Source organism: Vibrio sp. (assembly GCF_048266485.1).
Lineage (GTDB): Bacteria > Pseudomonadota > Gammaproteobacteria > Enterobacterales > Vibrionaceae > Vibrio.
In genome coordinates this window covers 938,867-960,795 of record NZ_JBLWZK010000001.1, presented here as the reverse complement: position 1 = coordinate 960,795, position 21,929 = coordinate 938,867, and the positions used below count along the sequence as shown (strand labels likewise).

The 21,929-nt window shown below is 45.9% G+C and carries 28 protein-coding genes and 2 pseudogenes; 19 read left to right on the top strand and 11 right to left on the bottom strand.

Annotation, left to right across the window (positions count from 1 at the left end; translation table 11 throughout):
• The 8 genes from ACN0T8_RS04440 to traJ all read left to right on the top strand — a co-directional run.
• On the top strand, positions 1-511 hold a 511-nt coding region (locus ACN0T8_RS04440; protein ID WP_417879415.1), incomplete at its 5' end, for an LPD7 domain-containing protein.
• Between the two features lie 235 nt (positions 512-746).
• A complete protein-coding gene (trbJ, locus tag ACN0T8_RS04435) occupies positions 747-1,520 on the top strand; it encodes a P-type conjugative transfer protein TrbJ (protein ID WP_417879414.1) in 774 nt (257 codons plus the stop codon).
• A gap of 2 nt (positions 1,521-1,522) precedes the next feature.
• On the top strand, positions 1,523-1,720 hold the full coding sequence (locus ACN0T8_RS04430) for a hypothetical protein (RefSeq protein WP_258672602.1): 198 nt from the start codon (positions 1,523-1,525) through the stop codon (positions 1,718-1,720).
• Between the two features lie 2 nt (positions 1,721-1,722).
• A complete protein-coding gene (gene trbL / locus ACN0T8_RS04425) occupies positions 1,723-3,012 on the top strand; it encodes a P-type conjugative transfer protein TrbL (RefSeq protein WP_417879413.1) in 1,290 nt (429 codons plus the stop codon).
• 52 nt (positions 3,013-3,064) lie between these two features.
• Entirely contained in the window at positions 3,065-3,262 is a 198-nt protein-coding gene (locus ACN0T8_RS04420) for a hypothetical protein (protein WP_059122623.1), read from the top strand.
• Between the two features lie 20 nt (positions 3,263-3,282).
• A complete protein-coding gene (locus ACN0T8_RS04415; protein ID WP_417879412.1) occupies positions 3,283-3,537 on the top strand; it encodes a hypothetical protein in 255 nt (84 codons plus the stop codon).
• A gap of 72 nt (positions 3,538-3,609) precedes the next feature.
• Positions 3,610-3,837: a type I toxin-antitoxin system ptaRNA1 family toxin gene (locus ACN0T8_RS04410; RefSeq protein ID WP_417879411.1), complete on the top strand. Its 228-nt coding sequence runs from the start codon at positions 3,610-3,612 to the stop codon at positions 3,835-3,837.
• Between the two features lie 11 nt (positions 3,838-3,848).
• The gene (gene traJ, locus ACN0T8_RS04405; protein ID WP_417879410.1) at positions 3,849-4,223 is read left to right on the top strand and encodes a conjugal transfer transcriptional regulator TraJ; all 375 of its coding nucleotides are present in this window, start codon (positions 3,849-3,851) and stop codon (positions 4,221-4,223) included.
• Here the strand turns inward: traJ and ACN0T8_RS04400 are convergent.
• On the bottom strand, positions 4,201-4,425 hold the full coding sequence (locus ACN0T8_RS04400; protein ID WP_417879409.1) for a hypothetical protein: 225 nt from the start codon (positions 4,423-4,425) through the stop codon (positions 4,201-4,203). The genes traJ and ACN0T8_RS04400 overlap by 23 nt on opposite strands.
• 150 nt (positions 4,426-4,575) lie before the next feature.
• Here ACN0T8_RS04400 and ACN0T8_RS04395 point away from each other — a divergent pair, with 150 nt between their 5' ends.
• The 7 genes and pseudogenes from ACN0T8_RS04395 to ACN0T8_RS04365 all read left to right on the top strand — a co-directional run bounded on the left by ACN0T8_RS04395 (position 4,576) and on the right by ACN0T8_RS04365 (position 11,759).
• Positions 4,576-4,776 carry a recombinase family protein gene (locus ACN0T8_RS04395; protein WP_417879408.1) on the top strand — a complete coding sequence of 67 codons (201 nt, stop codon included), beginning with the start codon at positions 4,576-4,578 and terminating at the stop codon, positions 4,774-4,776.
• A gap of 13 nt (positions 4,777-4,789) precedes the next feature.
• Entirely contained in the window at positions 4,790-4,999 is a 210-nt protein-coding gene (locus ACN0T8_RS04390; protein WP_417879407.1) for a recombinase family protein, read from the top strand.
• Positions 4,974-5,138, top strand: coding sequence for a helix-turn-helix domain-containing protein (locus ACN0T8_RS04385; protein ID WP_417879506.1), 165 nt, complete (start codon positions 4,974-4,976; stop codon positions 5,136-5,138). The genes ACN0T8_RS04390 and ACN0T8_RS04385 overlap by 26 nt, the downstream gene beginning before the upstream one ends.
• A 117-nt stretch (positions 5,139-5,255) precedes the next feature.
• Positions 5,256-9,566, top strand: coding sequence for an NACHT domain-containing protein (locus ACN0T8_RS04380; protein WP_417879406.1), 4,311 nt, complete (start codon positions 5,256-5,258; stop codon positions 9,564-9,566).
• A 105-nt stretch (positions 9,567-9,671) separates the two neighbouring features.
• A pseudogene (locus ACN0T8_RS04375) lies at positions 9,672-9,854 on the top strand (hypothetical protein); the annotation flags it as partial.
• Between the two features lie 247 nt (positions 9,855-10,101).
• Positions 10,102-10,452, top strand: coding sequence for a helix-turn-helix transcriptional regulator (locus ACN0T8_RS04370; RefSeq protein WP_417879405.1), 351 nt, complete (start codon positions 10,102-10,104; stop codon positions 10,450-10,452).
• Positions 10,446-11,759, top strand: a complete 1,314-nt coding sequence (locus ACN0T8_RS04365) for a type II toxin-antitoxin system HipA family toxin (RefSeq protein ID WP_417879404.1) — start codon at positions 10,446-10,448, stop codon at positions 11,757-11,759. Before ACN0T8_RS04370 ends, ACN0T8_RS04365 begins: the two co-directional genes overlap by 7 nt.
• Positions 11,760-11,949: 190 nt before the next feature.
• On the opposite strand, the gene ACN0T8_RS04360 is transcribed toward ACN0T8_RS04365, so the two are convergent.
• Positions 11,950-12,078, bottom strand: a complete 129-nt coding sequence (locus ACN0T8_RS04360) for a hypothetical protein (RefSeq protein WP_417879403.1) — start codon at positions 12,076-12,078, stop codon at positions 11,950-11,952.
• 174 nt (positions 12,079-12,252) lie between these two features.
• On the opposite strand from ACN0T8_RS04360, the gene ACN0T8_RS04355 reads away from it, so the two are divergent.
• Positions 12,253-12,438 (top strand): hypothetical protein, encoded by a 186-nt coding sequence (locus ACN0T8_RS04355; protein ID WP_417879402.1) that lies wholly within the window; start codon positions 12,253-12,255, stop codon positions 12,436-12,438.
• A 135-nt stretch (positions 12,439-12,573) separates the two neighbouring features.
• Here ACN0T8_RS04355 and ACN0T8_RS04350 read toward each other — a convergent pair whose 3' ends face one another.
• A complete protein-coding gene (locus tag ACN0T8_RS04350; protein WP_417879508.1) occupies positions 12,574-12,726 on the bottom strand; it encodes a hypothetical protein in 153 nt (50 codons plus the stop codon).
• Here ACN0T8_RS04350 and ACN0T8_RS04345 point away from each other — a divergent pair.
• A pseudogene (locus tag ACN0T8_RS04345) lies at positions 12,678-13,052 on the top strand (tyrosine-type recombinase/integrase); the annotation flags it as partial. The gene ACN0T8_RS04350 and the pseudogene ACN0T8_RS04345 sit on opposite strands and share 49 nt — an antisense overlap.
• A 284-nt stretch (positions 13,053-13,336) precedes the next feature.
• Here ACN0T8_RS04345 and soxR read toward each other — a convergent pair.
• Complete coding sequence (soxR, locus tag ACN0T8_RS04340; RefSeq protein WP_017634100.1) at positions 13,337-13,777, bottom strand: redox-sensitive transcriptional activator SoxR; 441 nt, start codon at positions 13,775-13,777, stop codon at positions 13,337-13,339.
• A gap of 311 nt (positions 13,778-14,088) precedes the next feature.
• Here soxR and ACN0T8_RS04335 point away from each other — a divergent pair, with 311 nt between their 5' ends.
• Positions 14,089-14,970 (top strand): DMT family transporter, encoded by an 882-nt coding sequence (locus ACN0T8_RS04335; protein ID WP_417879401.1) that lies wholly within the window; start codon positions 14,089-14,091, stop codon positions 14,968-14,970.
• 387 nt (positions 14,971-15,357) lie between these two features.
• On the opposite strand, the gene ACN0T8_RS04330 is transcribed toward ACN0T8_RS04335, so the two are convergent.
• From ACN0T8_RS04330 to ACN0T8_RS04310, 5 genes are all read right to left on the bottom strand, one after another.
• The gene (locus ACN0T8_RS04330; RefSeq protein WP_417879400.1) at positions 15,358-15,753 is read right to left on the bottom strand and encodes a hypothetical protein; all 396 of its coding nucleotides are present in this window, start codon (positions 15,751-15,753) and stop codon (positions 15,358-15,360) included.
• 61 nt (positions 15,754-15,814) lie between these two features.
• Positions 15,815-16,051, bottom strand: coding sequence for a hypothetical protein (locus ACN0T8_RS04325; protein WP_417879399.1), 237 nt, complete (start codon positions 16,049-16,051; stop codon positions 15,815-15,817).
• Positions 16,052-16,376: 325 nt separating this feature from the next.
• Entirely contained in the window at positions 16,377-17,291 is a 915-nt protein-coding gene (locus ACN0T8_RS04320) for a pirin family protein (protein WP_417879398.1), read from the bottom strand.
• A gap of 68 nt (positions 17,292-17,359) precedes the next feature.
• Positions 17,360-17,986, bottom strand: coding sequence for an isochorismate family cysteine hydrolase YcaC (gene ycaC / locus ACN0T8_RS04315; RefSeq protein WP_417879397.1), 627 nt, complete (start codon positions 17,984-17,986; stop codon positions 17,360-17,362).
• 62 nt (positions 17,987-18,048) lie between these two features.
• Positions 18,049-18,909, bottom strand: a complete 861-nt coding sequence (locus tag ACN0T8_RS04310; RefSeq protein WP_417879396.1) for a pirin family protein — start codon at positions 18,907-18,909, stop codon at positions 18,049-18,051.
• Between the two features lie 96 nt (positions 18,910-19,005).
• Here ACN0T8_RS04310 and ACN0T8_RS04305 point away from each other — a divergent pair, with 96 nt between their 5' ends.
• Positions 19,006-19,917 carry a LysR family transcriptional regulator gene (locus ACN0T8_RS04305; RefSeq protein ID WP_417879395.1) on the top strand — a complete coding sequence of 304 codons (912 nt, stop codon included), beginning with the start codon at positions 19,006-19,008 and terminating at the stop codon, positions 19,915-19,917.
• 433 nt (positions 19,918-20,350) lie between these two features.
• On the opposite strand, the gene ACN0T8_RS04300 is transcribed toward ACN0T8_RS04305, so the two are convergent.
• Together ACN0T8_RS04300 and ACN0T8_RS04295 are read right to left on the bottom strand one after the other, a co-directional pair.
• The gene (locus ACN0T8_RS04300; protein ID WP_417879394.1) at positions 20,351-21,004 is read right to left on the bottom strand and encodes a DsbA family protein; all 654 of its coding nucleotides are present in this window, start codon (positions 21,002-21,004) and stop codon (positions 20,351-20,353) included.
• Positions 20,998-21,864, bottom strand: a complete 867-nt coding sequence (locus ACN0T8_RS04295) for an MBL fold metallo-hydrolase (protein WP_417879393.1) — start codon at positions 21,862-21,864, stop codon at positions 20,998-21,000. Before ACN0T8_RS04295 ends, ACN0T8_RS04300 begins: the two co-directional genes overlap by 7 nt.
• Between the last annotated feature and the right edge of the window lie 65 nt (positions 21,865-21,929).

Genomic DNA, 21,929 nt, shown 5'->3' with positions numbered 1-21,929 from the left:
GGTCGATACGATTACGAAAAAAGGCACCATTATTTATCGAGCAGGTAACAGCGCCGTGCGTGATGATGGTGAGCGTCTACAAGTGTCGACGGCTTCCAACCAAACCAGTGTCTTAGCTGCGCTAAAGGTAGCAATGGAGCGTTACGGTAATCGTATTACCGTGAATGGTTCGCCTGAGTTCAAGGCGCGAGTAATCAAGGCGGCAGTAGATGGCAATCTGTCTATCAAATTTGCCGATCAAGGACTAGAACGCCGTCGTCAGGCATTAATAGCGCAGAATAAAAGGGCCAAGCGGTCTGATAAGCCTGGCGTGTTACCGATTGGCAAAGTGCCACCTTCACGCCGTGGCTGGTTGCAAAACCTATCTCAGTTAGAGGTCTTAGCGATACAGTCAGGCCCTTTACCTGAAAAAGCGGCGGTCATGCCAGCACTAGAGCAGCGTAAAGCTAAGCTCCAAGCTGAGCAGGCAGCTAAAAAGGCGAAACGACAACATAAGAGCCGATCACGTTGATGTGATGGCAAAGGAATCGACGGAAGCCCTAACCGCTTCGGTTGGTAATAACACCGATGTTTAACCCTATTTGGCCGCGCGTTTTACGGTGTCGCGCAGGTCGGGCGCCGGGATAGTAAGTGGCGAGCTATCTCTGAAAAGGCCCACATTCACCGCTGGCAACGGCAGGAGTAGGTTACGAGCCTACAGGTTGGTGAATGCAACTTTTAGTCATAACCACTAAGAGTAATTAACCATGCTAAAGCGAAAAATTTTAGCGGCTAAAATTCCCGTGCTCGCCATCTCCTTGGCGTTAAATATTTCTAATCCTGTATATGCGGGGATTCCGGTTGCTGATGGTACGAATCTAGTACAGAACATCATGTCGGCCATGGAGTCTGTTACACAGACTGCTAAGCAAATTCAGCAGTATCAAACCCAGTTGCAGCAGTATGAAAACATGCTGCAAAACTCGATGGCCCCGGCTTCTTATATTTGGGACCAAGCGCAACGCACCATCAACGAGCTGAACCAGGCGACCAACACACTCGCCTATTACCAAAACCAGCTTGGTAGCCTCGATGCGTACTTGGGCAAGTTCCAGGACGTAGCCTATTACCGCAGTTCGCCATGCTTCTCGGCTACGGGGTGCAGCGATGCCGAACGGGCCGCAATGACCGAGAACCGACGCCTTGCGTCTGAATCGCAGAAAAAGGCCAACGACGCACTATTTAGGAGTCTGGAACAGCAGCAAGATAACTTGGAAGCCGATGCCCGTCAGCTTAACCGCCTGCAATCCGCCGCCCAGGGTGCAGACGGACAATTGGCCGCCATTGGTTACGCCAACCAGCTCGCCAGCAACCAGGCTAACCAGCTCCTGCAAATCCGCAGCTTGCTGATTGCTCAGCAGAATGCCGTTGGCACTAGAATGCAGGCGGATGCTGACCGGGAAGCTCAATATCAAGCGTCCCGTGAAAGGTTGTTCGATATGGGTGAGCCAACCGACCGTTCAGAAAACCGGAGCTTTTAGTTATGAAGAATATTACCCGAGTTTTTATCGTTAGCGCGTTGGCCTCTTTTGTTATGGTGGGGTGCGGCGAAGATGGCGGGCCAAAGCCTGCAACGATCAACTGTGACAACCCGAACCTGACGAAAGAGCAGAAGGAAAAAGGGAACTGTCTTTGGTATATGGGCGAACCCACGGATCGATCCAAGAACAAGGGGTTCTAATCATGATCAAGATATTTATTCGGCTTGTCATGCTCCTGGCAGTTGTACTGACTTCGCAAACAGCATCAGCGGCCATTGAGCCTAATGGTGTCTTAGATGAAGTGGCTGTGCGTTTCATGACAGCAAGTGCTACTTGGGGCACGGTAATTACAAACTATGCTGCCTGGCTATTCTGGACACTGGGCACTATATCCCTTGTTTGGACTGGCGGGACCTTAATCCTTAAACAAGCGGATATAAGGGAGTTCTTTGCTGAATTCGTGCGCTTCATCCTGACGTTTGGCTTCTTTCTCTGGTTGCTCAGAAACGGCCCAGACTTTGCGACGTCAATCATCGACTCGTTGAGAATGATCGGTGCTCAAGCCGGTGGCCTTCCGAGAGACCTAACCCCGTCAGAGCCTATTAGTATTGCGTTCGACATTATTGTGAAAGCTGGTGAGTCCTACAGCATCACAAGCCCGATAGATAACTTGTCTATCTTCTTAATCACGCTGGCAATTTTGGCATGTATGGCGGTAGTGGCGGCCAATGTGTTGTTGGCTTTGGTGACGGCTTGGATATTGATCTATGCCGGTGTCTTCGTACTGGGTTTTGGTGGTTCGCGCTGGACTTCAGATATAGCAATCAACTACTTCAAAAGCGTATTGGGCGTTGCTTTGAAGTTGATGACAATGACGTTGCTCATTGGCATTGCCATGTCGATCATGGACGGTTTCTACGCCGATCTATCCAATGATGCCCCTATGCGTGAACTGCTGGTGATCTTTGTCGTTTCACTGGTTCTCGTAATGCTCATTCACTCGGTTCCCAATGTGGTCGCCAGCCTGGTTCCTGGAGGCGGCGCGGCGGCAGGTGCAGGTAGTATCAGTGCCGGGGCGATGGCCGGAGCGGCTGTTGCCACTGGTGGTATGGCTGCCGGTGCAGCAATGGCTACCGCCGGCGGTGCGTCTGCTATTCAGGCTGCATTTGCAAAAGCGGGTGAGAACGTAGCGAATAATACTGACGTTATGTCGAGCCTGGGCGGTGTTTTTAATGGCGGTGGTAATTCTGATGACGCTGGCTCCTTCTCCCAAGCTTCCGGTCAATCTTCTAGCGGTGGCGAATCCTCTGGCGGTTTTAAAGGCAGCGCTGTAAAAGCGGGGCGTATTGCAGCGGACACCGGTGCAAATTTGATGAAGGGTATGGGTGATATGGCCGGAGATAGAATCAGTGGCACTAGCGGAGGCCGTTTAGCCAGCTCGATCCGAAACAGCATGAAAGGTGACGGGGAAGACGACAAGGAGGGCGACTGACGACGCTTCTCCTGCATTTGACAATGATAGCTTAGGCGGCGGCACTGGCTGGATGAATCAAACCGGCGGCTTTGATGGCTTATCTAGTGAGGACCAGGAAGAAGCCCGCCAAGCACACGCAGAATGGCAAGAGCGCGACCCGGAAAAGCACACCTTCGACGTTGAGGATTACGTTTCGTATGCCCAGGAACGTCAACAGGAACGAAATAGTGAGATTGCCAGCTTTGTTAAAAAAGGCCGCATGGCCTAACTAAGTAAGGATTACTGATTATGGAGTTTAACTTTCCACCTCAAAACCTTGCGGAGGTATTTGGTTTCTTCGCAGTGATGTTCATTGTGATGTTAGCCTTCTATTTTTTGGGGCAGTGGCTGCACAGCACCGGACACGGCCCGAAGATGAAAGACATTTCCGACAAAATGGAGGTATTCCAAAACAGGTTGACCGGTCGTGCTTATAAGGACATGACGAGATCGGTCGATCAAATCGACAAAATGAGACGCTGGCCGTTTGGCCGACGCAATTAGTTAGAAAGCACACGGGCCGGTGATGGTGCACCGGCCCGCATTTTCACATACCACCTGTCAGAGAGGTGACACATGACAATCACACATAATATCGAAGTTCAGCACGCAATTCATCAGGCAGCAATCAAGCTGGCCTCCCTGGAATTCATCGATCAGGAAACCGCACAGCAGATTTCGCCTGTCGCAGAAGCGGTCGCCAATATGTTTACGATCCTCTACTACCAGGCTGAAACTGGCCGAGCGACGCCGGAGGACTTCGAGGAGGCATTGGACACTATCCGCCAGGTAACAAGGAGGTAAGGCAAAAGGTGATGAACGATAAGGCTAAACGAATAACGAGGAAGAGTAGTACGCCTATCAAGGTGTACTGCTTACCCGAGGAAAAGGAGCATATCGAGGCGCAAGCAAAGCGAGCAGGCATGAGCGCTGCGCGTTATCTGCGTGAGGTTGGCCAGGGCTACAAGATCAAGGGTGTGGTCGATTGTGAGCAGGTACGGGAGTTGGCTCGAATCAACGGCGATCTTGGCCGTTTGGGTGGCCTATTGAAGCTATGGCTGATCGATGACGTGCGAACTGCCCAGTTCGGCCAGTCAACAATCCTTGCTGTTCTCAGTAAGATCGAGGCGACGCAAGAGGAAATGGGTAAGGTCATGACCAAGATTGTTATGCCGAGGTCTGAGCCATGACAAGGCTATGATCGCTCCCCTTGTTTTTACGTCGGCGGGCCAGTTCTTCCTTTGCCCAAGCTGAAGACTCCATCATATCCCGCCGAAGTTCCAATTTCTCCTGGTCTGTCAGTCTCTGAACGCCCCGGCTGGCGGCGTCAGCTTCGAGTGGCAAAGCTTTCTTTGTGTAATTACTTGATTCTTCTGGGCTCTTCTTGCTCATTCTTCGCTCCTCTATCCGTCTCTTGATGTATTAATCATAGCACCTATGAATTAAGAGCAGGTTACTCAGCGATGCTCTCAACTTCCGCTCGCCTGAGCTAGCGAAGGCTGTTAATATTTCCGTTAACTTTTCAATGTTCTGGTTGTGTCAATGAATCAACGCATAGGATACATCCGAGTATCGCCGGATAACCAGCACCTAGACCTCCAGCGTGAGGCCCTCAAGAAGGCAGGGTGTCGCACGATCTATGAAGAAGCTTTCAGCGGTAATAGTAGAGAGCGCCCAAAGCTTGAACAGTGCCTTAGGGAGTTGCGTGCGGGGGGATTCCCTAGTAGTTTGGCGGTTGGATGATCTAGGGCGAAGTTTGTCCGACTTAGTAATGACAGTGGAAAGTCTAGAGCAGCAAGGGGTGGGGTTTGAGAGCATTACCGAGCAGATCGAAACTACCGGTGCAGCAGGAAAAGTAGTTATTCATGTATTTGCTGCACTAGCTGAATTTCGACGTAGCTTGATTCGCAAACAAACGCAGCCTGGTCTTGCTGCAGCACGTGCTAGGGGCCGGGCGGAAGCCTAAGCTTGATGATCAGCAAGTTCGGGAGATTGAAGAACTTCTAAGTAACCCTGATATGCGTGTTACAGACGTAGCTCGTCGTTATGGAGTCTCTCGCACAACGATTTATAAGTATGTTGGAGTCGTTGTGCCTCAGCATTGAAGGGGAGCCCAGTTTCGCTAATGAGTCTCATGGTGCTGTATTTAAATATGTTGAGGCTGTAACGAAGCGCACCACTAGATTCGGGACTAATTGGTAAAAATTTTATAGGTGGCATTAGTGACGATAATAGAGCGGACCTTTAAAGATATCCCTGATGGGAAGGTTAATGATGCCGATCAACAGTCTTTCTTGGTCAGCCTGGGCTGGTCGCGAGGATATACATGGGATGATTTACTACATTCAAAACGTGTACTGATAATTTCCGAGGCAGGGGCAGGAAAAACCTACGAATGCCGTAAACAGTCGGAGCGCCTTTGGGCCTCGGGAGAACCTGCATTCTTTGTTGAATTGGCCGCGTTGGCAACAGAAGACCTTCGCAGTCTGTTAGATGCAGATGAAGAAGCCCGGCTGGATGGGTGGCTTGCCTCACAGTCTGAGGTGGCGACATTTTTTCTGGACTCGATTGACGAGCTAAAATTGACGATGGGGTCGTTTGAGCGCGCGCTCAAACGACTGAAAAAGTGTATCAGAGGTCAGCTTCATCGGGCGCGCGTCGTCATCACGACACGGCCGATCCCCTTCGACGAACAGCTGGTCCGAAACGTACTGCCTGTTCCTATGGCGCCGTCTTCGGACTCCGATGAAGAAGCATTTGCGAAGATAGCAATGCGTGAGCATCGGGAGCAACACGACAACAGAAGCAAAAATCAATCGCCCGATTGGCGGTCTGTAGCTTTAATGCCGTTGTCGGACGAACAGATCGTCGATTTTTGTCGACACCAGGGAGTGAGCGATCCTGATCTTCTTTTTGAAGACTTACGACGTCGCAATGCCCTAGAGTTTGCACGTAGGCCTCAGGACCTCATTGAGTTATGCGCGGACTGGCGTGAGCATAAACGCATCCGAACACATCGCGATCAGGTTGCCACGAATGTTCGCGTGAAGTTGCTTCCTCGCGAAGACAGACCTGAACCGGCGGAATTATCTGTCGACAAGGCGATCGAAGGAGCTAGCCGACTCGCGCTTGCAGTTCAGATGACACGTCGTATAACCATTCGTCATAGTGCAGCGTCCGACGCTGTTGATGAGGAGGCAGCTCTTGATCCGGCGATCACCCTATCCGATTGGCAGCCGAACGAACGAAAAGCACTGCTGGAGCGTCCGTTATTTGGCTTCGCTTCTTATGGCCGAGTGCGCTTCCATCATCGCTCTGTTGCCGAGTACCTTGCTGCGGAGCGGCTAATAGCTTTTCGAAGACAAGGCATGTCGTTTCGAGCCCTCAAACGTCTTCTCTTCGCGGAGACAAAAGGTAACACAATCGTTCGCCCGTCCAAGCGACCAGTGGCGGGGTGGCTAGCCTTGCAAGAAGACGGGATATTTGAACTCTTGCGGGACAATGAGCCTGCTGTGCTTCTGGATGAAGGCGACCCAGAGTCGCTAACGCAGACGCAGCGAAATCAAGCTCTTCACGCCTACGCTAAGCGCTACGGCCCTGGTGGGTGGAGAGGCCTTCAGGTGCCTCAAATTCAGGTCCACCGATTTGCATCGAACGAGTTGGCAGAAGAAATCGACAGGATTTGGCGCAGTGGAGTAGAGAATCCGGATGTACGAGAAGTCCTCATCAGCCTTATAGAGGCGGGTCGCATAGAAGCTTGTGCAGACATCGTATTCGATATCACTCAGGACATTGCTGCAACTACGGTCGAGCGCATAATGGCTATTGACGCTTTAGTAGCCCTTGGTGACGAGAGGTTAGGGATAGTTTCTGCCAGGATAGCTGATGCTGATGATCTCTGGCCTGACAGAGTAGTACGCGGTGCCATACTACGCCTTTTCCCAAAATACATGTCGGTTGAGCAGCTTTGTCGGACCCTTAGATGGATAAAGCGAAAGAAGCGCAATGTAGGCGATCTTAGTTGGCAACTACCACGCCTGATAGCAGGAGCGTCTCTTGATCTCACTGTCCTTGAGGAACTTCGTGATGGTCTCCTCGCGCTAGTATCAGAGGGGCTTAAATGGCGAAAAGAGTGGCCGCATATTATGAGTAATCGACCACATCTCAGTGGAGCACTCGCAGCAACATGTGAACGCGGCCTCGATATAAGCCTAGACGACCAGTGGCTGCATGGTGGTGTAATCGCATTGCGATTACACCACCGAGACCATTGCGACGATGAGCCGATCAAATCACTTCGCGAACGGCTGCTCAATCTGAAAGCAGTGGACAATGAGCGTCTTTTCTGGGTTGAGGACGCTTTGCTGAAGTCGCTCCATGAAATCAAAGATCCTTGGAGACGGCTCGCAGAGATCACTATTCACGATGGACCAGTTCAGCTAAGACCGGACCGGGATCTGACTTGGGTGAGCGAAGCTCTTGGTGACACGACCCGGGATGCGGGTGAACGCGCAATGCTCTTGGAGGCAGCCCTCCGTCTGTCGCCGGATCGTGATACATGGAAAAAACACGTTGAAGGACTTAGGCCTCTAATAGTGGATGAACCTTCATTCGTGCAAAGACTTGACGACTCGCTGAAGCCATCGAAGCACGACAAAGAGCATCGTCGTTGGGAAAAGAAGCAGGCTGAACGAAAGAAGCAAGAAGAGCGGCGAAAGGCCAAGAAACGCGCGAGCTGGGTTCAGTTCTGGCGAGAAGTTGCCAATCAGCCTGAAAACGCATTTTCGACGGAGCAAAGCTGGAACACTGCTTGGAACTTGTGGCGCGCCATGAGTCATGATGGTGAAGACAGTCGATCGTCAGGCTGGAACCGGCGATTCATTGAAGAGCAATTCAATCAAGAAACGGCCGACAAGCTTCGCCGGGTGCTGATGAATATCTGGCGTGATGACCACCCAACTTTTCCCAGCGAAAGGCCCGAACGCGAGCGCAATACATTTCTTGTACGTTGGCAACTTGGTCTGGCCGCGATCTACGCCGAAGCGGAGGCCCCCGACTGGGCAGCTAAACTCGGCGATGCCGAAGCCGAGCTAGCCGCGCGGTACGCTCTGATTGAACTGAACGGCCTGCCTCAGTGGATAGAAGGTCTCGTAGACACGCACCCAAACGCTGTGGACAGGACGCTTGGAAATGAATTGTCGTGGGAGCTGAACCTGCCGTCAGGTGAGCGTGGACATTCGAGCTTACTTCAAGGAATTGATTATGCGCCTGAGAGGGTAGCCAGTTTATTTTTACCACGACTGGAATCCTGGCTAGATGACGGTGGGGACTGGATTAATGGCGCCGATAACACGACCGGAATGACCGAAAGGGTTCGGCAAGTCACACGGGTTATCTTGAAGCATGGCGATGCTGCGGAAATTAAGAGGCTTCAAGAACGGGCACTACAAAGATTGGAACAACAATTGCCGTTTTCGCTGCGCCTTGTTTGGTTGTCGACCTTAATGCGAATTGATCCGCAGACGAGTGTCGAAAAGCTGGCGGATCAGATTGAGATAGTTGAACCATCTGAGCGACCAGACGCTGTGACATGGCTGGCCAGCCTCTTTGGTGATCGCCAAGACGGAATTGGTTTGGGTGACGAACGATTCACGCCGCAACTACTGCTGAGGCTTCTTCGTTTGGCCTATCGCCACGTTCGAATACAAGACGATGCGCACCACGAAGGGTTCTATTCACCGGATACTCGAGACAACGCGGAACAGGCACGCAATAGCATTGTAACGGCATTACTCAACGCGAAAGGCGAGGAGGGCTTTGCTACCAAGCTCGAGATGGCCGCAGATCCTTTGTGCGCTCATTTTAAGGATCGCATTTTGGCTGTGGCAGAAGAGAGTTGGGCGCAAGAGATTGATGCTGAGGTATTTGATGAGGCTCAAGCGGTAGCGCTTGATCGAAGCGGGGAAGCACCTGCCTCAACGAATGAAGCCATGTTTGCGATTTTGAAGGATAGGCTGTCTGACCTAAACGACCTTCTTCTCCGTGACGCGTCACCGCGAGAGGCTTGGGCAGGGATATCAGATGAGAGGGTCATGCGTCGAGAAATTTCGCGCGAGCTGAGCTATGCCGCGAACTCGATCTACACTGTCGACCAAGAGGCTGTTACAGCTGACGAAAAGGAAACTGATATACGTTTGCGCTCTGTTCTTTCTAAGCATGAAGCTGTGATTGAACTAAAACTTGGTGATGGGCGCACAGCGACAGACTTGCGAGATACAATAGAAAATCAGCTTGTTAGGAAATACATGGCAGCAGAATACAGTAAAGCTGGAGCTTTGCTGGTGACCCTTGCAAAAGACCGTCAATGGAAACATCCAGATGAAAATCGCATGATCAAAGCGGATGAGTTATTGTCGCTGCTGACTGCAGAGGCTGACAGAGTGCAACAGGCTTTGGGAGGCGGAGCCTATATACATGTACACCTTCTTGATTTGCGTCCTAGGTTGCCTATTGAGTCTCAGGCTAAGCCTTGAATGCTAAGATAGGCTCCGAGTATCGACTTTGTTGCTGAAGTTGGTGATTTCTCGACGTGGTATTTTTCATGGTCTTTTGATTTTTTATGGTTGCTCCTGATCACTTTGATGCTGGCTTTCTATTTTTTGAGGCAGTGGCTGCACATACACGGTCCGAAGATGAAAGCCATTGCCGACAAAATGGAGGTATTTCAAAACAGGTTGGCCGGGCGTGCTTACAAAGACATGACGAGATCGGTCGATCAAATGGACAAAATGAGACGCTGGCCGTTTGGCCGACGAAAGTAGAACGAAAGTACACGGGCCGGTGATGGTGCACCGGATCGCATTTGATTTGTCAGATAGTTTATAAAGTATAATTCATGATTTCTTAATGACTTTATTTTAGGTCAAAAAGTGATTTTTGTGACATTGTGACCTTATTTTAGGTCGTTATGATTTTGTTGGTTTTTTCTTTGTTAGGTATCATAATGATTTATAATTAGGTCGTAATAGTAATTTTATGTACTTAAAGATTTAGAAATAGGTCATTATTATGGAGTCTAATATATACGCTATGTCAGATGAGGCTCTTTCGCTTGAGCTTGGCCGACGAATTGAAAGGCGAAGGTTGGATAATCACACTCCTTTTACTCAGTCTGAGTTAGCAAAGAAAGCAGGAATAAGTCGTTCTACCTATCAAAATATGATTGAGGGCAAAGCGACCTTGGTGAATATTATTAAGGTGCTTAGAGTATTGGAGGCTCTGGAAGGAATTGAATCTTTCTTACCTGATCCTGGCATCAGTCCAGTGCAACTACTAAAGATGCGAGGTAAGCTCCGACAGCGAGTGAGGGGTGTTGCTGAAAAATCAAAAAGTGAAGATGAGGAGGACTTAGATTGGTAGTTAAAAAATACGATACGGCAAAAGTGAGTATCTTTGGAAAAGATGTCGGAGCTTTAGCAAGAAACTCGGATACTGGTGTTGTTAGTTTCGAATATTTCGCGGAATGGCTGAAAGGAGGATTCGCGATTTCGCACAAGTTACCTCTAAAGTCTGGTGTCTTCAGTTTTCCCAACTTGAGTTATCCGACATATAAAGGTTTACCAGCAGCATTTGCAGATACCCTGCCTGATGATTTTGGTAATGCAGTCATTAATGCTTGGCTTGCAAGGCAAGGGCGCGATCCGCAATCTTTCAGCGCATTGGAACGGTTACTTTATACAGGCAATAGGGGGATGGGGGCACTTGAGTACACTCCAGCTCTAGCAGAAAGTGCTAAAACTAATAGCGAACCGCTTGAAATGGATTCTCTTGTGGTAATGGCACAATCGGTTCTCGATCAGCGTAATAGTATCAAAGAAACGATACATAATGACGATGCGGATCAGGCATTGTCTAGCATTGTTCAGGTAGGTACATCTGCCGGTGGTGCTCGCGCTAAGGCGGTGATAGCTATCAATGCAGACCGTACTCAGCTTCGTTCTGGCCAAGTGAATTGTCCGGAAGGGTTTGAGCACTTCTTGATTAAGTTTGATGGTGTGGTAGAGCGTTCATCAAGTAGTGAGGTTTTTGGTGACCCGAAAGGGTTTGGTTTGATGGAGTATGCATACTATAAAATGGCTCAAGAGGCGGGTATTGATATTTCTTATTGCGAGCTGTTTAGGGAGAATGGAAGAGCCCACTTTATGACGAAGCGATTTGACCGCATTGGAAATGATAAGGTGCATTATCAATCTTTGTGTGCAATGGATCATGCTGATTTTAAAAAGCCGGGAGCTTATAGTTATGAAGAACTTTTTACTCTGTTACGCACTCTAAAATTAGATAGAAACGCAGCACTGGAGACTTTTAGACGTATGGTTTTTAACGTCATGGCTCGAAACCATGATGATCATACAAAAAATTGGGGTTTTATTATTAACGAGCAAAAAAAGTGGACTTTAGCTCCTGCGTTCGATTTAGCATACAGTTATAAGCCTGGTTCACCTTGGGTGGATAGTCATCAGATGTCTATAAATGGTAAACGCGACAATTTTGTTAAACAGGACTTGATGGGGGTGTTACCAGAATCCTTGAGAGAAGATGCGGAGGAAGTCATGAAAAAGGTTCATGAAGCAGTATTAGGTTGGCGAAGAATAGCCACTGATATTGGAGTAGAGTCATCGTTTATAGATGAGATTGAATCTAATCACCGTCTTTCATTTATATAGATTTATGTTGCTGCGAGTTAACGTGTTCGGTTGAGGATAATTTTAACTCTCATGAGGTTTACGCCACAAAAATCCTTCGTTTATTTGTTAAGACCAAGGCTATTAAATCTAACTTATTTCTGGGGTATAGATAGTTTTGGTTTATCGAGAGAGTCAGTACCACTTACTCTGGCTCGATATTGAGGTAGCGTTACTTGATTGAGGATTTACTCGGCTTTAGGCCTGGAGTGTTGCCTGGAGTTTTTTTGTTGTCACGTCGACGTTGATCTGGCATGCTGGTCGACTTGGCTATTGGTTTTGGTCCTGGTTTCAAACCCATAATTTTATCCTTGTCTATTATCAGGCTATTACTCACTGTAAACTATTTGGGCACTGCGTATAGCTTTCAAGATGTGTATGAAAAATAATCTAAAAATACACTTAAGGTTCCTTGCTGGTAACTCATGTTTTGATACGCTATCTAAAATGTACAACGACAAGTTGGAGATACAAGGTGGATAGAGTTGCATCGAGCCCACGAGTGCTTACTGATGAAGAGAAACAAGAGCTTCATCGTGATATGGCTGAATCCTCTGCTTGGGCCAAAGCCGAACTAGAACGTCGACGAGCAGGAAAAAATCAAAAAAAATCTGAGCATGGTATAGATAATGGTATCGATAATGAGCACATTTCTAACTAGCTGTTATATAGGTTGATTTTCTTCTCATTGATATTCGAGTGGGAATAATCCTCCTTTAAGAAAGGTCTGGCATTAACAGGCACTAAATCAACCTTAAGTCCGCGTAATTGCGGACTTTTTTTGTTTTTAGCTTAGTCAATTCTGGCAATGTCTGGCAACGCCAAGCACGGTTTGACCATGGTATTTTGATGGGTATGATTCATCGGTAATGCCATGGATTACGCCCGATACCATGCTGAGTGTTTTTGTCACGCCAGGCGATGGACATTCTGATTGCCTTGAAGACATTTGCCGGTGGGTCTGATTATATTCTTCCTTCCCGTTATGACTCCGATGCCTCAATGAGCATTGCGACGATGAACCGAGTCATGGATTTGACATACAAAGCCGCGCAAAAGGAAGGTCAGTCGCTAAGTAAGTTTGGGCCGAATGACCTGCGTCGAACAGCTAGCACGCTATTGCATGAAGCTGGATATAACACGGATTGGATAGAAAAATGCCTTGCGCACGAACAGAAAGGGGTGAGGGCAGTTTACAACAAAGCCGAGTACCGAGAACAGTGCGCGGCTATGTTGCAAGATTGGGCTGACATGATTGATGAGTGGACCACTTAGTATCTTGCTATCAATTATACGAGTAAGTCTTAACTTGATCTGTCAGATGTGGTTAATAGAAATTAATCACATCTGACCGCCATATAAATACCATTTTTGACTCGTCTCATTTTAAGCTTATTTGATAACAGACATTCAACGTAACTGATTTTTGGACAAAACCTTGCCAGTGACTTTCCTAAATTAGCACTTAACGGATTACCTTAGATATTGCAACCTCTAACCGACTAGCCGAATTCACTTATCCACTACAGACTGTGTTGAATATAGAATAGCCGAAAACATTATCTAATAATTCGTTGCGCCCCTTGCCCTTGCTCATATAGTCCATCCTCTGGGTTAAATAGGTGACACTTCTTCATACTCAAACAACCACAGCCGATACACCCAGAGAGGTTATCTTTTAGTGACTGGATCTTTACCATTTTTTTGTCCAGATCTTGCTGCCACTTCTTCGCAACTCTATCCCAATCTTGTTTAGTAGCTGTTTTGTTCATAGGTAAGGTACTTAACTCATGCGTTATTTCTTCTAGGGTAAACCCTACTGACTGTGCTACTTGAATAAGTGCGACTCTACGTAGCATAGAAGGCAAGTAACGACGTTGATTACCATTGGTTCGAAAAGATGTGATCAACTGTTTGGTCTCATAAAAACGTAAAGCCGATGTCGCTACACCACTGCGTTCTGATAACTGCCCAACGGTAAGGTAATCATTTCTAATCATAATTATTCTAACTTTTGTTAATTTATCGCTTTACTTAAAGTTAACTTTAACTCTTATACTCCTTTCAAATATAAAACTCAACGCATAAAAGGATATGATCATGCCGCCCCCCATGAGTGAATAGATGCAAAAATGCAGGTCGGCAGATACGCTGTCAGCGAGAACCTTAATTCCTGTACCTAAACTAGCGCTGGATAGCATAACAATTGATGTTGATGCCGTTACTTTTAAATCGGCTTAGCCAGTACGCCATAATCTGTTCCAACTTTTCATACAGCTCAACCCATTGAGCTGCATTTGGATTTTTTACTATGCTTAAAAATTATTTCACTTTGATCGCAATTGGGCTGATTTGGGGATCACAATTTATTTTTCAAGAAACAGCACTAGAAGCATTCACTCCAGTATGGATAGGCACATTACGTGCGGTATTCGGCGCAATAACCCTGTTTATTATTTGTCGTATCATGCGAATTTGCAGTAATACTAAACAGTGGAAACTCTATAGTGTAATCGGTTTTCTTGAAGCAACTGTTCCTTTTGTTCTCGTACCTTTTGCTCAAAAAGAGTTGAGTAGTTCAGTGACTGCAATTTTAATGGGAACATTACCCTTTTACGCACTTCTTCTCGCGCCATTATTTATTAGGAATACAAAGATCACCAAAGGAAACCTGCTCAGTATAACCATCGGTTTTTTGGGTTTAGTTGTACTATTCTACCCTGACATAATTTCAACATCTCAAAGGATTGAGCCTGTCAGTGTGCTAGCTGTCTTACTTGCCGCAGTATGCTTTGCCATTGCTTTGCTATTGCTAAACCGTGTTCAAAAAGAGCATCCTCTGATAGTCGCAAGAAATGTTCTGACCATGGCGAGCATTCAACTGATCATTGTCGCTCTCATTACAACGAAGACAATGACAGATAAAGCACCATCGCCGAGCATTTTTATTGCTGTAATCTATCTTGGTGTCATGTGCGCGGGAGTTGTCTATTACTTATATATGACTAGTGTCAAGAATGCAGGAGCTGTTTTTACGTCAATGACTAACTACCTCGTACCTGCTGTAGGTGTATTAATCGCTGCGCTGGTCACCAATGAAAGCATTCAGGCTACAACTTGGCTGGCTCTTGGTATTATTTTATCAGCTCTTTTATTGAATCAAATTGTCGCAAAGTATGAACAAAAAACTTAGTGGGAATGTTCAGGCTATTATTGCGACTTTTTAGTAAAACAAAACGCTCGATGTACTTCATCGGGCGTGTGTATTTTCAAGCCTTATCTAATCTTACTTGATTATAGATTTCTTTATCCATCAGTCTAACTTGTTTCAAATGTCTTAGGTTCAAATAATAAAACTGAAAACGTTCCACCTCAAAAGAGATACCTATTAGTTTTGATAATAAGTTGTAGCGAATTCCGAAACAAACTTTGGGGTAAAGGCGTGTTTGCCGAGATCGGCGTCAGCGCGTCTTTGGACAATTATCAGTCTCGGAGAATCGAACATCAGTAATTAATGAATAACTTCAGGTATAGCAAATCGGTTATTCCCATGACCAAACCTTATTGCACTGCTCAATCGTTATATGTATGTAAATAACTCCGCTCTCAAATTTGAAGGTTCCACTTCAGAACCCAAAAATAACTTTATTTGCTCAATATAGTCTTTATTAATACCTACAACATATCGATGACACTGATTATATGTAGCCATTGCTAAGTAAGTTGTAAAAAGCGGATCTAGGTTCATAGCGTGATTTTGGATTGACGAAAAAGTGATCAACTGATTATTCGATAAAGGCATAATAAACTTAGACTTAAATGCGAACATCTGAGTCAAATCGTCAAAGAGTAGCGGGTTATCTCCCGTTAAAAAGTATAAACCTCGTAATAACCAGTTTTCACTTTCTAGAAAACATGAGCGGATTTCTAGTTTTTGCTCTTTTTTATCGTAATGATCCCCTCCTTGAACGTTCATACCTGCCTGTCAGATGAACCCCCGTTACTTTTGAGTCAAATTTTAGCGGCTAAAATTAAATTCATAGTAAAAACTCATCTCCAACCGATGAAAGGGCCTTAGATACGGCTTGATGAGTGATTTTTTTACCACCAAGCTTAGTTAGCTTTTGAGAAATTTCTTTCTGATTAAGGCCTTGCTTTTTCAGAGCGAGCATTCTTTTCTTATTGTCAGTAAGTCTTGAATTGACCATTCTTCGGGCTATATTACGCAAAGCTCCTTCGTCATCTGCTCCAAGAATTGTAACAGCTCCAGTCAAGCGAACGGCTGCTTCATTAATTAACCTTGCTGTTTCTCCCTTGAGTACTATCGGGTACTCGAAATTATCCCTAACATAATGGAAAAATGCGTCAGCCTGTTTTTGTGTTACTGATTTACTATGCCGCTTAAAGCGCGTAGGTGTAAGGTGAAGCTGCCATAATAGTTCGAGTAGATTATCTACGGTCGCTTGAAATCGGAAATCTAAGGCCGATATTGATGCTCAAGTTTCATAAAATGCCTCAATCGATCTTGAAGTGACCCCAATAGTTGGACAACCAACATTGAGGGTCACTTCACTAGAGCAACGGGTATTATGCTTATTGTTATTCTGGTAGTGGAATAAACTCCTGATCGTCGCCGGGAACTTTGGCAAAACGGCCAGCCTGCCAATCCTCTTGGGCTTTTTCAATCAGCGACTTGTCACTGGCGACAAAATTCCATTCCATATAGCGCTTGCCTACAGGTGCTCCTCCGATTACTACTAACATGGTGTCGTACTTGGCTGTTACTGTGATATTCGCTTCGTTGGAAAAGACTGCCATATTGTGTTCTTTTAAATGGGTATCACTTACGTTGAGTTCACCTTTGACTACATATAAGGCTTTCTCTTCAGTGTTAGGCAATATTAAGCTTTGGCCTGCTTTTAAGCGAGCTTCTATATATAGGGTTTCAGAAAGGGTTTTTACTGGTGAGGTCTCTCCGTAAGCGCTTCCCATCATCACTCGTATTGGTACGCCGTTTTGTTCTATTTCTGGAATATCAGCTTGGTCATAATGAAAAAAACCAGGTTCTGTCTGTTCTAATTCTTTGGGTAAAGCGAGCCAAAGTTGCAAACCATGAATGTCATGTGGACTTGATTTTACCTTCTCCCTTTGGCGTTCAGAATGAACAATTCCACGACCAGCCACCATTAAATTTATGTCACCAGGAAGTATTCTTGCTTCTGTGCCGAGAGAGTCTCGATGTAACATCTCCCCTTCAAATAGGTAAGTAACGGTTGCTAGACCGATGTGAGGGTGAGGACGAACGTCTATGCCTTCATTCTTTTCAAAGTGGGCTGGGCCCATATGATCGAAAAATACCCAAGGGCCGACGCTGCGGCATTCTTTGGTGGGCATGGTACGACGTACGCAAAAGCCACCTAGATCTTTATCATTTGGTTTTAAAATCATTTTTAATGCACTGCAGCTACTAATAACAGTGCAATCTTCAATTAATTTCTCAGAGAGATTACTCATAATTAACTCCTGGTATAAAGGGGGTGTGTGTCCCCCTTTTTAGTTATCATTAAAGTTAGCAGAGTGTTTTAGTCTTCGCTCGTTAATGCGGTGTAACTAGTCATAAGATTGCGATAATCTGGGATATGGTTAGAGAATAACGCTCCTAAACCTTCGATGTCATTGCGCCAATCACGGTGTAATTCACAAGCCGTGCCGAACCAAGTCATAAGTTGCGCCCCTGCTTGTGACATACGATCCAAGGCGGCATCACGAGTCATCGAATTAAAAGTGCCTGAAGCATCGGTAACAACAAAAACTTCATAACCCTCTTCTAACGCTGATAATACAGGGAAGGAAACACAAACTTCGGTGACAACTCCAGCAATAATTAATTGCTTTTTGCCTGTGGCTTTAACTGCTGCTAGAAATTCTTCATTATCCCAAGCATTAATTTGGCCAGGGCGAGCGATGTAGGGAGCGTTAGGGAATATTTCTTTTAACTCAGGTACTAGAGGACCATTTGGACCACTTTCAAAACTAGTCGTTAAAATAGTAGGCAAATTGAAATATTTAGCGAGATCAGCTAGAGCTAACACATTATTTTTAAATTTATCCGGTTCAATATCACGTACTAAAGATAGAAGACCGGATTGATGGTCGACCAATAATACGGCGGCGTTATCTTTATCTAGGCGGTTGTATTTAAAGTTCATCATTTCCTCCTGGAAATAGTAGTTAGTAGTTTAGGTTGGGAGCCGTATACCGACTCCAGTTTTTACAGGCGTCCGAATTGACCGCGTTGTAGGTCTTCGAAAGCGTGTAAAATGTCTTCCTTGGTGTTCATAACAAAGGGGCCGTAACCTACGATAGGCTCGTTGATGGGCTCGCCACTGATCAGCAGTATTAAACTGTTCTGTGACGTATGCAGCTTCACGCCACTGTTTTGGTGGCTGAGCAATACCATATTACCGTCGCTGACTGGATCGGAGTTGTTGACACAGACTTCGCCTTCTAGCACCACGACGGCTGTGGTCCAACCTTGGGGGTGATCAAACTGAGTTTGCCCACCTACATTGAGGCGTAAGTCCCAAACGTGCATAGGACTGAAGGTATTGGCCGGACCTTGATGGCCGTCAAAGTGACCAGCAATAGGACGCAGAGTGCCTGCGTTGTTGGCTAACGGCACTTCTGGAATATCGACCTTGGTAATAGCCTGATAACCGGGAGGTGTCATCTTGTCCGCTTTGGGCAAGTTGACCCAAAGCTGGACCATCTGTAAATCCCCACCGTTTTGACTGAATGCTCTAGAATGGAACTCTTCATGCATAATGCCAGCGCCTGCGGTCATCCATTGCACATCTCCGGGCCCAATTATGCCGCCCTTGCCAGTGGAATCTCGATGTTCTACCTCGCCTTTGTAGACAATAGTGACTGTTTCGAAACCACGATGGGGGTGCTCTCCTACACCTCGTTTTACACCATCTGCGGGAAAGCGCATCGGTCCAGCGTAATCCAGAAGCAAGAAGGGACTCATCTGATCCGCTTGGTTGTGATAAGAAAATAGCGAGCGAACCGGAAAACCATTTCCCACCCAATGAGGGGAGGGAGCGTGAATAATACCTTGGATAGATTTCATAAGAGTCTCCTTAAATTTCACTTGTTGTGATCATATAGATGGAACAGTAGTTGAGTAGACTGTTAAAATGCACCTCACTGTTGCACTGATGGAACAATGAAAATGCAGGATCTCAATGATCTCTATTATTTTGTGAAAGTGGTGGAGTATGGAGGGTTCGCTCCGGCTAGTAGAGCGTTGTGTATTCCCAAGTCTAAGCTCAGTCGCCGGATTGCAGCGCTGGAAACACGGCTGGATACTAAGCTGATTTATCGCTCCACTCGCAGTTTTCATCTGACTGAAGTAGGGCAGACTTATTTTCAGCACTGCAAGGCGATGCTGGAGGAGGCAGAGTCTGCGCAGGACGCCATCGACTCGTTAAAATCCGAACCTAGAGGCACCATTCGCCTAACATGTCCCATCGCGTTACTGCACGCGCACATAGGTGGCATGTTGACTGAGTTTATGACAGAGTACTCGCAAGTAAATATTCAACTTGAAGCGTCTAATCGCCGTGTGGACTTGATATCTGAAGGTGTAGATGTGGCAATTAGAGTGCGGCCGCCCCCACTTGAGGATAGCGAACTCGTTATGCGAGTATTATCTGAGCGTAGCTTGAGTTTGGTTGCCAGTCCTGCTCTAGTAAATAGTTATGCGTTACCCAATCACCTGACTGACTTATGTCACTGGCCCTCTCTTGGGTTAGGACAACCTCAATACCAATTTGTCTGGAGGTGGTATGCGCCTGACAATAAACTCATTGAAGTACCTTTTAAGCCACGCCTTGTGACCACTGATATGCTCGCGTTGCGTAATGCAGCCATAGCTGGTGTAGGGGTAGTACAATTGCCGACCTTGATGGTTACACAACAGATTAAAGATGGTAGTTTAATTAAGTTACTTGATGGATGGACAGCACCAAAAGAAATTATCCATGTGGTATTTCCTTCCCGTCGAGGTTTATTACCTTCAGTTAGAGCATTAATTGACTTCCTCGTTGATCGCTATGCCAGCTTTGATGAAGAGTAGAGTGATAGATTTTTTGAGGTGGTATTTTTTATTGGTTTATTTGATTAGGGACTTTAATAATTATGTGGTTAACATTCGCTCTAAAAAAGACGCGAAAATAAGAATATGACGAGAGTGGCCAATTAAAACGGTTATGGTTAAGTTGTAACTTGTTAATGGTCATAACTTCGTGAGAGTTGCCATTTAATTTAGTAAAAATGGATTAAATCAGGTATGGGAAAATCCATAATCACGGCTGACAGTGTGGTTGTTTATATAGCGTAGATTAATACTAGAACTCTCATCCGCATTGAATGAGAGTTCTATTGTATAAATTTAGTGGCTAGTTTTTAGAACAGAAATTTATAACCCAGTGAAATCATCAGTAGACTGAGTGATACTGAAATGGTTCTTTATTATTCGCACATACTCGTACTTTACTGTTTCAATATTTTTATATATTGGTTTGGGAGGTACTGGATTCGCTATCGATATAACGATCAACAAGCTGTCGCCACTCATCAGGCCTACCATAAAACTCAGTGTGAGGAAGTTTTATCCACTTATTGTTCAGTTCAAGGATCAGAGTTGGGTATCCATGAACTTGTAGCTTCTGCATCAGCTGTTGGCTTTTATTTATTTCTTCCTGTTCAATGCCTAAATTTGCAGTCATAGTTTTACGCCACAGTTCACCATCTAGTCCCAAGTTTACTGATAGTTCCTTGAGTACTTCTGGGTGATTGACCGGCTTACCCTCAAAATAGTGAGCATGCTGAATGGCTTTCAACATTTCTAGCGGCGGGAGACCCAATTGTTCTGCCGTTAAAATTGCGCGTGCTGTAATGAAAGAGTCTAAGACTATTTCTTCGTTACTTTGCACCCGCTGAATATAACCATCTCCAAATGTTGCTCCCGTCAATTTATCAATTCGTTTGTCATGCTCGAGGATATGCTTACGAAAAGAGGGGTCGATAGCCTTGTTGTTAATCATGCCGCCAGGGTGAAACTCTAACTTAATTTCAGAGTTCGCAGCCATTGCGGATAATAGAGAAGTCGCACCATAGCACCAACCACACATCGGATCGAAAAAGTAGTGTACTTTTACCATTTCATTTCTCCCATATGTACCTTCGCACCCACTTGTAGAGCCATAGGCAGCTGTGCATCAGGGTAGATTGCCATCATTTTATCTATCACTTCAGTACTATTTTTACTGTGACTTTTCACCTCTTGGAAGTCTGTTAGGTATTGCAGCGAGTAACGGATAGTGCTCGCATTAAGCTTAGTTCCAGCTTTCATGTGTCCTGGAATGACTATCTCTGGATTTAGCTTTTGCATTTCTTTCAACTGTTTTACCCATGCTTTCTGACTATCTTTAGACTGCGCATCAGCCATCCATAAGTGCAGATTTCCATATATGGCAACATTGCCTACAATGGCTTTGCTAGAAGGAATCCATAGATATGGGCGGTGAGCTAACTCGCCTTGAGTGCCACGAATTTCGATTTTGTGTCCATCGACTGTCAATGTGTTGTTTTCAGTTGCTTGTGGAACGTATGGATTAACAGGAGCATTGGAGCCCATTTGTGGCGTCCAGTAAGCTAATTTACCTGCTAGCTTACTCTTAATTGTCTCTACAACTTCTGGGGTGCTTAGCACTTGTGCATTAGGGAATAATGCATGTAACTCTTCTGCACCAAAGTAATAATCTGGATCAGCCTGACTAATAAAAATAGTTTTGAGTTCTTTGCCACTATCAAGAACTTTTGCGGCGATACGTAGAGCATCAGCTTTGGTGAAACCTGTGTCGACCACCATAACTTCACTCTCACCGATGATTAATGTTGAATTTACGTAGAAGCTATTCTCGTCAGCGTTATAAATATCAAAAGTTAATGGTGTGTTTTCGGCTGCAGTTGCGGTTGCCGCCAATAAGGTTGATGCAGCCATTAGAATGAATTTTTTCATACCGTTCTCCTTTAGTGTGTTTGGGTATGAAAAGGATAATAAGGAATTGACATGTGCATATAAAT

What these genes read in the sequence shown, in the direction of transcription:
- trbJ (WP_417879414.1), top strand. Translation starts at nt 747, where the DNA reads ATGCTAAAGCGAAAAATTTTAGCGGCTAAAATTCCCGTGCTCGCCATC.
- ACN0T8_RS04430 (WP_258672602.1), top strand. Translation starts at nt 1,523, where the DNA reads ATGAAGAATATTACCCGAGTTTTTATCGTTAGCGCGTTGGCCTCTTTT.
- trbL (WP_417879413.1), top strand. Translation starts at nt 1,723, where the DNA reads ATGATCAAGATATTTATTCGGCTTGTCATGCTCCTGGCAGTTGTACTG.
- ACN0T8_RS04420 (WP_059122623.1), top strand. Translation starts at nt 3,065, where the DNA reads ATGAATCAAACCGGCGGCTTTGATGGCTTATCTAGTGAGGACCAGGAA.
- ACN0T8_RS04415 (WP_417879412.1), top strand. Translation starts at nt 3,283, where the DNA reads ATGGAGTTTAACTTTCCACCTCAAAACCTTGCGGAGGTATTTGGTTTC.
- ACN0T8_RS04410 (WP_417879411.1), top strand. Translation starts at nt 3,610, where the DNA reads ATGACAATCACACATAATATCGAAGTTCAGCACGCAATTCATCAGGCA.
- traJ (WP_417879410.1), top strand. Translation starts at nt 3,849, where the DNA reads ATGAACGATAAGGCTAAACGAATAACGAGGAAGAGTAGTACGCCTATC.
- ACN0T8_RS04400 (WP_417879409.1), bottom strand. Translation starts at nt 4,425, where the DNA reads ATGAGCAAGAAGAGCCCAGAAGAATCAAGTAATTACACAAAGAAAGCT.
- ACN0T8_RS04395 (WP_417879408.1), top strand. Translation starts at nt 4,576, where the DNA reads ATGAATCAACGCATAGGATACATCCGAGTATCGCCGGATAACCAGCAC.
- ACN0T8_RS04370 (WP_417879405.1), top strand. Translation starts at nt 10,102, where the DNA reads ATGGAGTCTAATATATACGCTATGTCAGATGAGGCTCTTTCGCTTGAG.
- ACN0T8_RS04360 (WP_417879403.1), bottom strand. Translation starts at nt 12,078, where the DNA reads ATGGGTTTGAAACCAGGACCAAAACCAATAGCCAAGTCGACCAGCATG.
- ACN0T8_RS04350 (WP_417879508.1), bottom strand. Translation starts at nt 12,726, where the DNA reads ATGTCTTCAAGGCAATCAGAATGTCCATCGCCTGGCGTGACAAAAACA.
- soxR (WP_017634100.1), bottom strand. Translation starts at nt 13,777, where the DNA reads ATGATTAGAAATGATTACCTTACCGTTGGGCAGTTATCAGAACGCAGT.
- ACN0T8_RS04335 (WP_417879401.1), top strand. Translation starts at nt 14,089, where the DNA reads ATGCTTAAAAATTATTTCACTTTGATCGCAATTGGGCTGATTTGGGGA.
- ACN0T8_RS04330 (WP_417879400.1), bottom strand. Translation starts at nt 15,753, where the DNA reads ATGAACGTTCAAGGAGGGGATCATTACGATAAAAAAGAGCAAAAACTA.
- ACN0T8_RS04320 (WP_417879398.1), bottom strand. Translation starts at nt 17,291, where the DNA reads ATGAGTAATCTCTCTGAGAAATTAATTGAAGATTGCACTGTTATTAGT.
- ycaC (WP_417879397.1), bottom strand. Translation starts at nt 17,986, where the DNA reads ATGAACTTTAAATACAACCGCCTAGATAAAGATAACGCCGCCGTATTA.
- ACN0T8_RS04310 (WP_417879396.1), bottom strand. Translation starts at nt 18,909, where the DNA reads ATGAAATCTATCCAAGGTATTATTCACGCTCCCTCCCCTCATTGGGTG.
- ACN0T8_RS04305 (WP_417879395.1), top strand. Translation starts at nt 19,006, where the DNA reads ATGAAAATGCAGGATCTCAATGATCTCTATTATTTTGTGAAAGTGGTG.
- ACN0T8_RS04300 (WP_417879394.1), bottom strand. Translation starts at nt 21,004, where the DNA reads ATGGTAAAAGTACACTACTTTTTCGATCCGATGTGTGGTTGGTGCTAT.
- ACN0T8_RS04295 (WP_417879393.1), bottom strand. Translation starts at nt 21,864, where the DNA reads ATGAAAAAATTCATTCTAATGGCTGCATCAACCTTATTGGCGGCAACC.